The sequence below is a fragment of the Colwellia sp. MB3u-8 genome (assembly GCF_014076985.1).
Classification (GTDB): domain Bacteria; phylum Pseudomonadota; class Gammaproteobacteria; order Enterobacterales; family Alteromonadaceae; genus Cognaticolwellia.
Map to the genome: position 1 here is coordinate 22,328 of NZ_JACGVA010000062.1, position 15,306 is coordinate 37,633.

General features: G+C 40.5%; 10 protein-coding genes. 5 read left to right on the forward strand and 5 right to left on the reverse strand.

Going from position 1 to position 15,306, the window contains the following annotated elements:
- Positions 1-86 precede the first annotated feature (86 nt).
- Together ribF and murJ are read right to left on the reverse strand one after the other, a co-directional pair.
- Positions 87-1,034: a bifunctional riboflavin kinase/FAD synthetase gene (gene ribF / locus H4J54_RS09125; protein WP_182190575.1), complete on the reverse strand. Its 948-nt coding sequence runs from the start codon at positions 1,032-1,034 to the stop codon at positions 87-89.
- A 133-nt stretch (positions 1,035-1,167) separates the two neighbouring features.
- On the reverse strand, positions 1,168-2,748 hold the full coding sequence (murJ, locus tag H4J54_RS09130) for a murein biosynthesis integral membrane protein MurJ (RefSeq protein ID WP_182190576.1): 1,581 nt from the start codon (positions 2,746-2,748) through the stop codon (positions 1,168-1,170).
- A gap of 486 nt (positions 2,749-3,234) precedes the next feature.
- Here murJ and rpsT point away from each other — a divergent pair, with 486 nt between their 5' ends.
- Positions 3,235-3,495 (forward strand): 30S ribosomal protein S20, encoded by a 261-nt coding sequence (rpsT, locus tag H4J54_RS09135; protein WP_182190577.1) that lies wholly within the window; start codon positions 3,235-3,237, stop codon positions 3,493-3,495.
- A gap of 145 nt (positions 3,496-3,640) precedes the next feature.
- On the forward strand, positions 3,641-5,296 hold the full coding sequence (locus H4J54_RS09140) for a dipeptidyl-peptidase 3 family protein (RefSeq protein ID WP_182190578.1): 1,656 nt from the start codon (positions 3,641-3,643) through the stop codon (positions 5,294-5,296).
- Positions 5,297-5,441: 145 nt separating this feature from the next.
- On the opposite strand, the gene H4J54_RS09145 is transcribed toward H4J54_RS09140, so the two are convergent.
- From H4J54_RS09145 to H4J54_RS09155, 3 genes are read right to left on the reverse strand one after another with little or no spacing between them, the layout of a single operon-like run.
- Positions 5,442-6,650, reverse strand: a complete 1,209-nt coding sequence (locus H4J54_RS09145) for an efflux RND transporter periplasmic adaptor subunit (RefSeq protein ID WP_182190579.1) — start codon at positions 6,648-6,650, stop codon at positions 5,442-5,444.
- 4 nt (positions 6,651-6,654) lie between these two features.
- The gene (locus tag H4J54_RS09150) at positions 6,655-9,018 is read right to left on the reverse strand and encodes an ABC transporter permease (protein WP_182190580.1); all 2,364 of its coding nucleotides are present in this window, start codon (positions 9,016-9,018) and stop codon (positions 6,655-6,657) included.
- Positions 9,019-9,025: 7 nt separating this feature from the next.
- Complete coding sequence (locus H4J54_RS09155) at positions 9,026-9,769, reverse strand: ABC transporter ATP-binding protein (RefSeq protein WP_182190581.1); 744 nt, start codon at positions 9,767-9,769, stop codon at positions 9,026-9,028.
- A gap of 437 nt (positions 9,770-10,206) precedes the next feature.
- Here H4J54_RS09155 and H4J54_RS09160 point away from each other — a divergent pair, with 437 nt between their 5' ends.
- The 3 genes from H4J54_RS09160 (at position 10,207) to H4J54_RS09170 (ending at position 15,087) form a co-directional block, all read left to right on the forward strand.
- On the forward strand, positions 10,207-11,841 hold the full coding sequence (locus H4J54_RS09160; protein ID WP_182190582.1) for a GMC family oxidoreductase: 1,635 nt from the start codon (positions 10,207-10,209) through the stop codon (positions 11,839-11,841).
- 145 nt (positions 11,842-11,986) lie between these two features.
- The gene (locus H4J54_RS09165) at positions 11,987-12,454 is read left to right on the forward strand and encodes a TlpA disulfide reductase family protein (protein ID WP_182190583.1); all 468 of its coding nucleotides are present in this window, start codon (positions 11,987-11,989) and stop codon (positions 12,452-12,454) included.
- A 437-nt stretch (positions 12,455-12,891) separates the two neighbouring features.
- The gene (locus H4J54_RS09170) at positions 12,892-15,087 is read left to right on the forward strand and encodes a M3 family metallopeptidase (RefSeq protein WP_182190584.1); all 2,196 of its coding nucleotides are present in this window, start codon (positions 12,892-12,894) and stop codon (positions 15,085-15,087) included.
- Positions 15,088-15,306 lie beyond the last annotated feature (219 nt).

A 15,306-nucleotide genomic window follows, 5' to 3' on the forward strand; every position in this document is an offset into this window, starting at 1 on the left:
TTTGCTTAGTATGATGTTATATTTTATTTTCTTAATTTATCGCTAATTTATTAGTCATTTACCAATAAGTTATCGTTACGATGTCGTTAAGTAATAGCTAAATGTTGCACAAAAGTGCGGGCCTGTTCAGTATCGGTGGCAATTTGTTCGGTAAGCTCAACTAGCGAGTTAAACTTATGTTCACTTCGTAGTTTTTTCAACATAACTACTTCAATGATTGCACCGTATAAATTGTTATCAAAATCAAATATATGTACTTCTAATTGTTGCCTAATCCCAGCAACTGTCGGTCTTGAACCTATGTTTGCGACACCGTAATGGTGACCAAATGGGCTTTTAACCTGCACCGCGTAAACCCCTGAAACAGGCGAAACCCGACGTTTTAATCTTATATTGGCAGTAGGAAAACCTATTTCACGGCCGCGTTTATCACCATGAAAAACTTTGCCAATAATTGAATAAGGCCGTCCTAACATGGTTTTCGCGCCGTCTAAATCATCTATCTCTAATAACTGCCTGATTGCTGTGCTACTTACCCGACAACCTGCTAGTTTATGGCTTGCGGTATCAGTTACTGAGAAGTCAAACTGCTTGCCAGCCGCCTTGAGCATGGAAAAATTACCTTGGCGATTTTTACCAAAATGAAAATCGTCACCAACAATCAAGTGTTTTATCGCTAAGCGTTTTACTAATAACTCTTTGATAAAGGTCTCGGCGGTTAGACTAGCAAATTTTCTATTAAAATTGATACAAATTAATCTATCTATACCTAAGTTTTTTAATAGGACATATTTGTCACGTAATCGACACAATCTTGCGGGGGCTGTTTCAGGCGAAAATAACTCTTGTGGCTGGGGTTCAAAGACCAATACGGCAGCTTCGCAGTTTAGCTTTCTGGCTTTTTCAACCAAAGCAAGAATTACTTGCTTATGCCCTAAGTGAACGCCGTCAAAATTGCCAATAGTTAACACGCAACCTTGACGATTGTTATCAACGTTAATCTGCATGTTATGAATGCCACGTGTTAATTGCATCTAATTAAAAACCTTACTGCCAATAGTGCTTTACTACTAGCTAAATCATTAAAGAATAAAAGCCGATGAATTATATATGAGTCAGCAATAAGAATCAGCCCTTATGAAGAGTTATTTTAGCGGAAATATGGTGTTAATTAAGCGTTTTTTGTCTAATTTTGATATCTGAAAGTCGAATACCTAATAAAAGCAGACAAATTAAATAACTCACTATGCCACTGGTAATACAGAGCAAAAGTTGGGTCACTTGCTTGGTAAAGCTGTAGGTAAGCCAGACATCGAAATCAGGTGATACTTGATAAACAACTAAAGCCATTATCCCTGCAGAGCTTACAAGACGGCTGATAAACCACCATGTTTTGCCCGATAACTGAAAAACATTAGCCGCTTTTAGCCCCTGATAAAGCATCAGTGCATTTAAGGTTGCAGATAAAGTCGTTGCTATGGCTAAACCAACATAACCAAAATATGGTGCTAGCATCATATTAAATACCATATTGGCTACCATAGCTTTAATCGCAATTTTTACCGGTGTTTTAGTGTCTTGTCGAGCATAGAAACCCGGTGCTAATACTTTAATAAACATAAAACTGAGTAACCCCGAAAGGTAAGCAAATAAAGCATAAGACACTTGTAAAACTTCATATTGGGTGAATTCACCTCGCATAAATAACACCATAATAATCGGCTGTGCTAGCACCATCAGCCCAGCTAAAGCCGGCCAACCAAATAGAGAAACAACTCTGATGCCCCAATCTAAGGTATCACTAAATTCTTCAGTATCTTTCTTAGTATGTAATTTAGCCAAGCTGGGTAATATTACGGTCGCAATACCTATACCAAATAAGCCCAGTGGAAATTCTAGTAGTCGGTCAGCGTAATATAACCAACTAATAGAACCCGTGATCAACATACTGGCGATAATGGTATCAAGCAGTAAATTTATTTGCGTTACTGACACGCCAAAGAGAGCAGGAATAATCAACTTTCGTATTTTAGTGACGCCAGGCGAATGCCATGACCATGTCGGTTTAACCAGAGCACCCGCGCGATATAAAAAGGGCAACTGAAAAGCGAATTGAATAAAACCACCTAAAAACACGCCCCAAGCAAGCGCAAATGCAGGATTATCCATTACAGGTGCTAAGTAAATAGCACAAGCAATGATACCAACATTTAATAACACCGGCGTAAAAGCTGAAACAGCAAAGCGACCATAAGTATTTAATATCGCGCCTGATAGTGCTGTAAAACTAACAAACCACAAATAAGGAAAGGTAATTTTTAATAATGTACTCGCCAGATCAAATTTTTCACTCGCAGGACCATCATTTAACCAATCTAAAAACCAACCGAAGCCAAACAATGCCACGATTAATGGCGACGCTATCATGCCAAATAAGGTGACTAAGGTAATAATAACACCCAGGGTGCCTGAAACTTGGCCAATTAACTTGCGTGTTTCGTTAGTGGTATGCTCCTCATCAAGGGTGTGATATTCACTTAACACCGGCACAAAGGCTTGTGCAAAAGCACCTTCTGCAAACAGACGTCGCAAAAAATTAGGGATTTTATTGGCAAAGAAGAATACGTCTGCTGAGGCCCCCGCGCCCATAATATTGGCAATAACAATGTCTCGCACTAAGCCAAGCACACGTGAAATTAATGTCATAGCGCTGACAATAAGTCCTGACTTAATTAGTTTTTTACTCAAACAGCTAGCTCCAATCTTATGCTTATTTTTAAAATATTTTTCAACCTATTCACACTAATTTAATTCGCTGATATTATAAGCAAATATAAGTATTGATTCATCATTAAAACCAGCCAAATTTCGCATAACAGATAATATCTCTCTATTATGCGGCTTTTATAAATTGATAGACAAGACTTTAATCCCCTAAAGCGAATGTTTTATGAATAATCGGGTAACCTACTTATTCAAGGCTAAAAGTGTGTTTTTTTTGTCAAAAAAGTGTCTAAATAGCAAATATATCGAAAATTAGTTAAATCAGAGGAGAACAGCACTTCCAACTTTTAACTAAAAACTTTAGAATGTGCCATTGGTTTTATTTATACAAACGGGTAATTATCCGAACGGTCAAATTAAAACAGTAAATCATTTGACAAACCAGTTAAAAACAGGCATATTTCGTCGCCTTAAATTTAGGCAATATTTATTCAATTTTAGGAGTTCACCTTGGCTAACTCAAAGTCTGCTAAGAAGCGCGCATTACAATCTGAAACGCGCCGCCAACACAATGCAAGCCGTCGCTCAATGATGCGTACTTTACTTAAGAAAGTAATGTCTGCTATCGCAGCCGGTGACAAAGAAAAAGCATCTACAGAATTTGCTGCTGCTGCACCGATTTTAGATCGTTATGCAAGCAAAGGTCTTATTCATAAAAATAAAGCCGCTCGTAGTAAGAGCCGTTTAAACGCTTCTATTAAAGCGCTTTAATTTTTTGTAAAGAATTAAAAAACCGGCTTTGGCCGGTTTTTTTATGCCTGTAATTCCACTAAAGCAAGAGTTTGTTGTGGTTTGCGCTTGCGCTTATCATCTATTTTGGTAGTCTCTAGACGGTATTTACCAAGAGAAACCTTACATGAAACTTTCAAAACTCGCTTCTATGCTGATCATTGCTGGCACATTAACCGCTTGTGGTGACAACAAAACAGTAACACCGCTGGCAAGTGTTAGCTTGTTACCTGCATATCAAGACCGTTTAGATATTTATAAAACAGTGACCTTAAGTGCTGACTTATCGCACCTATCCACGAACCAGAAAAAAATGTTGTCTTTACTGATCGAAGCCTCAGACATTATCGATGATCTATTTTGGCAACAAGCTTTTGGTCAAGATAAAACTAGCTTTTTAGCTTCAATAAATGACGATAAAGTCAGAGAGTTTGCTCGTATTAATTATGGTCCTTGGGATCGATTAAATGGTGACAAAGCTTTTTTAACTGATAGTGCAGAAAAAAGCCCTGGTGCTCAGTTCTATCCCGCCGACATGAGCAAAGCCGAATTTGAAAAAGCCACTTTTGATGACAAAAATGGTTTGTACTCGCTGGTCATAAGAAACGAAAATGGTGAATTAAACACTATTGCCTTTTCAGAAGCCTACAGTGACGAAATTAATCGTATTGCTGTTATTTTAGAAAAAGCTGCGACCTTTGCCGATAATAAAGAATTCGCTAATTACCTTAATATACGCGCCACAGCATTACGTAATGATGATTTCCAGGCATCTGACCTTGCTTGGATGGACATGAAAAACAACCCCATTGATATTGTTATAGGTCCAATTGAAACCTATGAAGATCAACTTTTTGGTTATCGTGCCGCCTTTGAATCTTACGTACTGATCAAAGATATGTCGTGGAGTGAAAAGCTTTCAAAATACGCTGATTTTTTACCTGAATTACAACTAGGCCTACCTGTTAGCCAAGAGTATAAAGCCGAAATCCCTGGCTCTGATGCCGACTTAAATGCCTATGATGTTATTTATTATGCCGGCCATTCAAATGCTGGCGGTAAAACGATAGCGATTAACTTGCCCAATGACGAACAAGTACAACTGGAAAAAGGTACACGTCGTTTGCAGTTAAAAAATGCCATGCGGGCAAAGTTTGACGCCATCATGACCCCTATTGCAGAGACATTAATTGTGCCAGAGCAGCGAAAAAACGTCACCTTTACCGCCTTTTTTGCCAACACTATGTTTCATGAAGTGGCACACGGATTAGGTATTAAAAACACCATTAATGACAAAGGTAGTGTCCGCCAGTCATTAAAAGAACATGCCTCAGCTTTAGAAGAAGGCAAAGCCGATGTCCTAGGCCTTTATATGATACGTCAACTACTGGCTAAAAATGTTATTAGTGAAGGTACCCTAGAAGACTACTACACGACATTCTTAACGGGCATATTTCGCTCGGTGCGCTTTGGTGCTAGTTCAGCCCACGGTAAAGCCAATATGGTGCGCTTTAACTACTTTGCTGAACATGATGCCTTCTCTCGTGATGAACAAGGCTTATATAGCGTTAATGTAGACAAAATGACCCTAGCTATTGATTCACTATCTGAGCTTATTTTAATGCTACAAGGCAACGGTGATTATGATGGCGTTGATAAATTAGTTGCCAAAAGCGGTGTCATTAACCCTAAATTAGCGAAAGATCTAGCCAGTTTAGAAGCGGCAAAAATCCCTGTCGACATCACCTTTAAACAAGGTAAAAAAGTGCTTGGGCTAAATTAAATCAAGTTAAATCAAGTTAAATCAAGTGAAGTTAGCTTGATTTAATAGCGATCGATAAGGCTAAACATTGGTTTAGCCTTTTTTTGGCCGTTATTTAGTCTTATTAGAAGGGCTAGAAACTGTGGCTGGAAACACACTTGTTGTGTTATTCAAATGAGCGTACTTTTACACGCTTACTATCGTCCACTTCATCACTCGGATGATTGATAACCCGTTCACCCTCATTTACCCCCTCAAGAATCTGGGCAATCAAACCGTTACGCTGACCGACTTTAACTTCCCGTCTTACGGCCAGATCACGCTCAATAACAAATACAGCCCAGCCACCCTTATATCTAAATAAGCTGCTTGCCGGTATTTGCAGTACATTTTCCTGCTGCCATAAAATAAAATTTGCCTCAACTCGATATCCATCTCCCAGTCGATTCCAAAGTTGGGCCTCAGAAATAAAATCAGAAATAATCAGCACGCGTTGTTCTTCAACCCCAAGTGCTGACGCTTTGGTAAAACCAACCGGTTCGACTATTCGAACCTGTCCCTCTAATGGTTTATCACCGCCCCAGCGCTCAAACAAAACCTTCATACCAGGTTTTATTTTCACCGCATCAGCGGAAAGTACATCCACCTCTATTTCTAGAGCAGATGGGTTGCCTACTTCTAGCAATGGCTCACCAGTACGCACTGGTCCTTCACATTCACGAACAACTTTAAGAATTTTTCCATCTATCGGCGATCGAACATTTACTCGCTCTGCCGGCTCTCCACTGTTAGCGGCAGCTGAATATTGTAGAGCAGTGCCCGCAGCTTCCAGTTCATATTTAGCCACTTCAACACTAAAATTGGCTGAACGTTTAGACGCTGCCGTCGTTTGTGCCTGCGTTTGGGCCTTATCAAAGGCTTCACGTGAAATCAAAGCTTGTGCCATTAATGATTGCAGCCGTGTTAATTCATTACTGGCTAATTGTGCCGACGCAGATGCTGCATTTGCCTGTTCTTGTGCAGCATGTAAAGCCGATTTTGCGGCTGCTACTTGAGCCTGAGCTTGGGCACGGCTGCGCGGATCTAGCACCTGTGATTGTAATGGCGTAATCCCTAACAATACCTGCCCTTGCTTAACCGTATCACCCACCTTTAATTGTTGACGACAGGTCACGCCATCAACAGAGGCTAATATCAGGTAACGATCAATCAACCGGGTACGGCCCTCCTCTTCAATGCTTACCGTCATTGGTGCATACCTTGCTGCTATGCCTTCAACCATAATTGGCTGTGGCCAGAAACCCCAAATCAATAATCCTGTGATTAAGGCAACAATAAAGTATATCAATGGATGTTTTTTTAACAGAGCAAGCATCTGTTTACTCCTTAGTTTTAAGTACGGCCACCATATCTAGGTGTGCCAGATTACGCCAAATCATCAATGCAGACATGACAGAGGAGCCAATCACCACCAGTGCAGCAAAAGCATAAACTTTCAAACCAAGCACCAGCGGAATACGATATAAGTCAGAATCAAACTGAAACGCAAGGTATGCACACAAACCATAACCAATCATGATTCCCAGCGGAATAGCGATGAGTGTTAACACGGCCATTTCACCCAGAAGAATATAAGCAACCTCTGAGCGATGAAATCCCAACACGCGCAAACTGGCCAGTTCTCGGTTTCGCTCAGATAGTGCAATGCGCATACTGTTGTAAACCACACCAAATGCTATGCTTCCACCTAACAAAGTGGTGATATAAGTAAAAAATAAAATCGTTTCATCCATCGTTTCGTAAAAAGATTTAATCGCCGATTCCTGCTCAACTACGCCGGCTATGCGTGGCGCACCTTTAAGCTCTGCGTAAACATCAGACTGATGTAACCTATCAACTTTTAACCAAGCAGCGGAAATAACATGGCCTTCATTTAGCAGGCGATTTAATGAGTTTAACTGCATATAACCATTTAGACCCAGATACTCTTTCGCCAGACCAACCACGGGTACTTGCACCACAGGACGATCACCTTCCAGCACTTCTATGGTCAGCATATCGCCGACCTTCATATGCATTATTTTTGCTAGGTAATCGGTGAGTATGATGCCCTCAGGCGGTAAATTAATCACTTTCAGGCGCGTATCAAGCAAACGCATCAGACTGCCATCAGGCGCTATTCCTTGCACAGAAGTTCTATACGAGCGATGTTCAAAGCGCAATTTTGCCGTAACGACTCGAAAACCTTCAACATGCTCTACACCCCGTAAACTCTGCAATGAATAAAGTGAACGCTGAGATGTTGGCTCGGTAAATATTGCTGTTAGGTCGCTGCGCTGACTCATACCAAACTGCACCTCGACCATGTGCTTAATAGCCCCCTCTTGAAAACCGCCAACCATCATAGTGCCGCAGGCCATGCTAATACCCAATATAGTCATTAATGATTTTAAGGGCCGGCGCTCAATGTGACGAAAAATCATGCGCGTAGGTTGTGAAAACCAGCGCTGTAAGCCCAGCTTTTCAATCAGGGTTGTATGATACATTGCCGGGGGTTCGGGACGCATTGCCTGTGCCGGTGGTAAACGGGCTGCACTAGATACCGCATACAGAGTGCCAACCATAGCAACGCCCATACTAATTAAAACCGCAGCAATAATAACCTCGGCTTTTAGTACATAAATCATAAATGGTAGGCTATAGAAGGTCATGTAAATATTACTCATGCCCTTGCCCATCCAGATACCAAAACCTATTCCTGCAATAATGCCAATAGCGGTGATCATTAATATCAATTTTGTGTAATGCAAGCCAACAGCAAAGTTGCTATAACCGAAGGCCTTAAGTCCAGCAATCTGTTCACGCTGTAAACTGATCAGTCGACTCGCGACGACATTTAAAAGAAATGCTGCTACGCCCAAAAAAATCATCGGAAATATGGTGGCTATGGTTTTTTGTTGTTTAAGCTCCTCAGTCAAAAAACGATTAGACAACTGGTCTTTGCGCGCGTATGCGCCTATGCCGCCATAGGGTTTTAACAATTCATCAAGCCGGTCTATGACATCTTGTTCATTACCCTCTTTACTCAGGGTAAGCGTGACATCGTTAAATGCCCCGTCCATATCATAGGCACTTGCCAATGGCTTACGGGCCATCCATAAAACACCGTATCGATAATAATCAGGAAACATTGCACCAGGCGCAATCTGGTAAATATACTCAGGTGATAGCACATGCCCGACTACATCCAGCACTTTTCGCCGACCATTTATTGTTGCTGCTAGTTTATCACCGGGTTGTAAATCATGGGCACGGGCAAACTCTTCACTGAGTAACACTTCATTATCACGACCGGCCTCAAGTAAACGCCCTTTACGTAAGTAAATCTGATTTAAAAGACCGGCACTATTAGCATTTAATGACAGTAAATGACCACTGACCGGATCCTTAAAATCTTCTACATCAAGATTCACATAAGCCAGCACCCGAGTTTCAACCTTATCAACACCAGGAATTTCCTGAATACGTTTTACCAGTGATAAGGGCGCACGCTTTAGCGAAGCAAACACATCGGAAAAATGGTGATTGCGGTAATAATTTTCACGGGTTTCAAACAAGGAGTCGAGTGTGCTTAATGACATAATAAAAATGCTCACTCCACCAACAATTACCATAATAATTGCTAGGGCTTGCATCCGCATAGCCCAAAGTTCGCGCCATAGTTTTATATCGATAGCTTTCATATCGAGATCACCACGTCAACTCATCAGGTCTTAATCGAGTTTCATTTTTATAGACCTTACTGATTAAGCCGTCAGTTAAATGGATAACGCGATCAGCCATCTGAGCAATGCCGGCATTGTGGGTAATGACCACAGTGGTTGTCCCTAACGCCTGATTAACTCGTTGTAAAGCCTGCAGCACCACAATACCGGTTTTAGAATCTAACGCGCCTGTGGGCTCGTCACATAACAAGACATCAGGATTTTTGGCAATAGCACGTGCAATGGCAACGCGCTGTTGCTCACCGCCGGAAAGCTGGGCAGGAAAATGATCAAGCCGACTCTCTAGACCAACCAGTTTTAATGCCTCTTCTGGCTTCATCGGCGACTTAGCAATTTCTGTGACTACAGCAACATTTTCACGGGCCGTCAGGCTGGGAATTAAATTATAAAACTGAAAAACAAAACCGACATGAAAACGTCGATACTCTGTTAGCTCTCTTTCAGTGGCTCGTGTAAGATCACGCTCACCGTAAAACACATGGCCTTCTGTGGGAGTATCCAGACCACCCAGAATATTAAGTAGGGTTGATTTGCCACTGCCCGAGGCCCCCAACAATACGGTAAATTCTCCTCGATGCAGATCGATATCAACACCGCGTAAAGCTCGCACCTGCACTTCACCCATCTGATACACTTTGGTCACTTCGTGCACATGAAATACCACATTCTCTTCCAATGCTTGATGTCGATATTGTGAGTCAGATGACATACAGCTTCTCCCTTAGGTAAACGATAGCGTAATAACATGAAACGGGATCAGATAGTACTGGCTTGAAAAACGCTAAAAGTGATTTCATTCATAATATTATCCCCCATGATAGAGATTGATATGTGACGATAGCGACCAACAGCCAATATATGCTCATTCATAATGATAGCTCACCCAATGACAGTATTTTTGTTCACTGATTGCAACGCTTTATTTTTAGATTTCAACTGACTTAACTCAGTTAAACGACAAGTAATGTGTGAGTGCTTATATTGTAAATTAAGCCCATTCTTGGGTTATAGCCATTTCATACAAATCTAGATTAATGATGAGAGACAAAAATAGCGCTTAAGCAAAATAGTTGAATAAATAATTATTTTATATCATAGTGGTCCGATGTGTTTAGAAATAATAAAAGCAACTTTTAAGGTAGCCGTGTGAAGACATTTGATTTTGTAATAATTGGGGGTGGTTCAGCGGGTTGCGTATTAGCTGATAAATTATCAGCCAGTGGCGAACATAGTGTTTGCCTATTAGAGGCAGGTAAAGCCGATAAGAACTGGTTGATCCATCTGCCCATCGGCATTATTGCCCTGTTACAAAATCGCAGCTTAAATTGGCAATTTAACTCTGATCAAGAAAAAACCCTGAATAATCGAGAAATTTTTACACCACGAGGTAAAACCCTAGGTGGCAGTAGCTCAATTAACGCCATGCTCTATGTTAGAGGACAACAAAATGATTATGACCATTGGCACAGTTTAGGTAACCCAGGCTGGAGCTTTAATGACGTTCTGCCCTACTTTAAAGCCCTTGAACATCAAGAACGTGGGCCGGATGATTTTCATGGTATTAACGGTGCACTTAATGTTGCCGATTCAGTCTCTAAACCCGCTATTAATGAAAACTTCATGCAATCAGCCATAGCGGCAGGTTATCCTGAAAATCATGATTTTAATGGCGCGTCACAAGAAGGCATTGGCTACTATCAAGTCACCCAAAAAAATGGCTTAAGACACAGTGCCGCAAAAGCCTTTTTAACGCCCAATTTGCACCGTAAAAATTTAACGGTTATTACCCAAACACAAGTCGAAAAAGTAGTCATTAATGATGGTATTGCTACAGGTGTTAGGTATAAACATCACGGCAAAGTTCAGCAGATCATGGCGAACCACGAAGTTATCCTCAGTGCCGGTGCAATCAACTCGCCACAAATCTTAATGCTTTCTGGTGTCGGACCTAAGGCAGAATTAGCAAAACATGATATTGAGCTTGTACAAGCACTCGATGGTGTAGGTAAAAATTTGCAGGATCATGTCGATGTTCTCAACGTCGCCCAACATAATGTAAGCCAAGTAATGGCGCTTCGTCCTAAGTCAATTTGGTGGGGCGCAAAAGAAACATTAAAATTCATCACTAAACGTACCGGCCTGTTGACCACGGTTATTGCCGAAGCCGGTGGTTTTATCAAATCAGATCCAACCTTGGATGAACCCGATTTACAACTGCACTTTGTGCCCGCCGCCATGGACGATCACGGCAGAAATCTTAAACTGCTATTTACCTACGGCATATCCTTGCATGTATGCCTGCTTAGGCCAAAAAGCCGAGGTACAGTGACACTTAACAGCAATAAAATTGCTCAGCATCCACGTATTCACATGAATATGTTAGATCATCAAGATGATATTGATACCATGGTAAAAGGCGTGAAAATTGCTAGAAAAATATTATCAACATCGCCATTATCTCTCACACATATTAAACATATATACCCAAGTGAAGATTGCACTACAGATCAAGGCATTCACCAGTTTCTAAAAGAGAAGTGTAATACTATTTACCACCCTGTCGGTACCTGTAAAATGGGCCAAGATGAGTTGTCGGTAGTTGACGAACAACTAAAGGTCAGAGGCATTAAGCAACTGCGAGTCGTTGACGCGTCAATTATGCCAACGCTAATTAGTGGCAACACCAACGCGCCAACCATGATGATTGCGGCAAAAGCAGCAGATATGATTTTGGCTGAACATGCATTAGCCCAAGATAAAGATAAGGATAAGGTTAACTAGCCTGATTAACCTCAATAAGAAAAATAAATAAACTTTTTTGAAACGAGATGCTGGTTTGTGTGGTCAATTTAAATAACTAATCACTTAATGAGTATCTGGTTTGATTTATTTACTAACTTTAAGCAAAAAACGACTCACGAGCACTTTGATCGCATTGCTATTTTTTACCCTAAATGCCAATGCTGAAGAAACCACTGTTGCGCCACAAGCACCGGTTTGGCAACTTAAAACACAGTCTGGTGACACTATTTCTTCCGCGCAATTTGACGGAAAAGCGACTATTTTACATTTTTGGGCTACTTGGTGTCCCTATTGCAAAGTACTACAGCCAAAACTAGTTGAGCTTGCAAAAAAATATCAACAGCAAGGTGTTAAGCTTGTTGCTATTAGCTTTAATGAAGAGGACGGCGCACTACCACAAGATGAGTTAGCTGCTCGAGGCTATAGCTTTCCTACTGCCGTTAATGGCGATGAAGTGGCCATACTTTATGACGTAAACGGCACACCAACAACTTTTTTCATTAACAAGCACAAGCAAGTGATATTTAAATATACCAGCTCTGACACCTCAGACCCACGGCTTGAACTTGCGATTCAAGAAATAGTTAAATGAGCCATTAACTCAACTTAATCATACACTTTCTTTGATACTTTCGTTTTTACTTTGGCTTGTTAGTCAAAGTAAAAATCGTTAACACTAGAAATAATTTACTATTTTTATCTTATAGCATCTCCCTTTAGCTAACGCCAAATCGGCTTTATTTATATCAGACAAGCTTGATGACTTCGTAATGAAAACGCTCTAAAATCACTTTATTTGCGGCTTAATTATTTAGTAGAGCATTTAGGCTTTTTAAATTAAGCCCTAAAAGTATATTTGACCGCCAATAACCCACCACTCATCGAGTTTTTCTATCATGGCCTTGTACCTATGGCGAGTGCAACATAGAATCGATACTAGCTTCATTGTGATATAAAATGACTCATACCATGTTATCGCTCTGAATAAACCTTATCAGCCCTCTGGGTATAAACTTAAAAGGTCATTTAATGAAAACTCGTTATCTCGCACCATTGGCCATTGCAATCGCATTAGCCGGTTGTCAGCCAAACACAACGCCCCCTGAAGTTGTGAAAATTGAGCAAGCAGAAAATACGGCAAACAATCCATTTTTTTCTGAATACACCACACCGCATGGTATTCCACCCTTTGATAAAATTAAAAAGAGTGATTACTTACCGGCATTTAATCATGGCATTGCAAAGAAAAATCTTGAAATAGAGGCTATTACAAAAGATAAATCGCTGCCAACATTTGAAAATACTATTGTTGCGATGGAAAAGTCAGGCGATTTTTTAACTAAAGTAAGTCGCACCTTCTACGGTTTAATCGGCTCAATGACAGATGAAGAAATGCGCGCCATTGCCAAAGAAATGTCACCTAAACTATCAGCCTTGGCTGACGACATAGCGCTGAACCATACTTTATTTGTACGGGTAAAAGAAGTTTATGATAATCAAATAATATTTGATTTACGTACAGATCAAAAGCGTCTACTAGAAACAACTTATAAGAGCTTTGTTCGAGGTGGTGCAAACCTTAACGATGTTGACAAGTTAACCTTACGTGACTTAAATGAAAGGTTAAGTGGTTTAAGTTTAAGTTTTGGTGAAAATCTACTAGCAGAAACTAACAACTTTGAAATGGTCATTGATAATAAAGCCGATCTTGATGGTTTACCTGCTGATATTATTGCTGCCGCTAGCGAAACCGCAACAGCGCGTGGCCACGAAGGCAAGTGGGTATTTACCACCCATCGCCCAAGTAAAAATCCATTTCTAACCTATTCAAACAACCGTGAACTACGTGAAACCATCTATAAAGGATATACCCTGCGTGGTAATAACGACAACGCCAATAATAACCAAGGCATTGCTAGTGAAATCGCTAGCCTGCGTTATCAAAAGGCGCAGTTATTAGGTTATAAAACACATGCCCATTTTGTCCTTGAAGATGCTACTGCAAAAACCCCTGAAAATGTTTTTGAATTATTAAATAAAGTTTGGCCTGCCGCATTAGAACGTGCGAAAGAAGAAACCGCTGATATCCAAAAAATGATTGATGCACAAGGTGATAACTTTACAGTGGCGGCATGGGATTGGTGGTACTACGCTGAAAAAATCCGTAAACAACGCTTTGATATTGACGCCGCAGAAACCAAACCTTACTTCTCATTAGAAGCAACGCTACAAGGGGTTTTCTTTACGGCAGAAAAACTTTGGGGTGTTACCTTTAAAGAGCGTGATGATTTACCTAAATACCACCCAGAAGTGCGTACCTTTGAAGTGCATGATCGTGACGGCAGCTATGTGGGTGTCTACATGACAGATCACTACGTACGAGAAAGCAAACGTGGCGGTGCTTGGATGAGCAGTTTCCGTAAGCAATATCGTATGAATGGTGAAGAAGTCACACCTATTATTTACAATGTATTAAATTACCCTCGCCCCATTGGTGATAAGCCAACGCTATTAACCTTTGATCAAGCATCGACTTTATTCCATGAATTTGGTCATGCGATTCAAGGTTTATTATCTGATGGTTATTACCGCTCTCAAACCGGTACCGCACTACCAAGAGATTATGTTGAATACCCTTCACAGGTTATGGAAAACTGGATGACAGAGCCAGAAGTATTAGCAAATTTTGCTAAACACTACCAAACAGGTGAAGTGATCCCTCAAGCCCTTGTGGAAAAAATTCAAGCTTCAGGCAAGTTTAATCAGGGTTTTGGTACCACTGAATATTTAGCCGCCGCATTACTTGATATGAGCTGGCATTCATTAGAAACAGCTGAGATACAAGATGCTAATAGTTTTGAAAAAAATGTTTTAAAAGAAATTGGTTTAATTGAACAAATCGCGCCAAGATATAAAACAGGTTATTATTCACATATCTTCGCCGGTGGTTATTCAGCAGGTTATTACGGTTATATCTGGTCAAATATCTATGACGCTGACACTTGGTTAGCCTTTAAAGAAAATGGCATATTCGATCAAGAAACGGCTGAATTATATCGCAAGCACGTACTAGAAAGTGGTGGAACAGACGACCCAACAATCATGTACCGTCGTTTCAGAGGTAAAGACCCAACTGTAGAGCCTTTACTTGAACGTCGTGGTTTAACCAGTAAAGAACCAGCCGTAGAGCTTTTACATGAACATAGTGGTTTAATCAGTAAGTAACTTCACTAATACCAATTTCATTAATGAGGTGGTCTACTTTATGCGCAGGAAAAATGGCCAAATATAAGGCATTTATTTTAATAACTAGTTGTGCTAATTATTAAATAAATAACGAAGTAGTTGGTTATTTTAACCAGTAAAAATGATCAGATAATTAGTGAGATTGGTATAAGTACAGCATTTACTGAGTAAACAAAAAAGGGTCGCTAGTTAGCGACC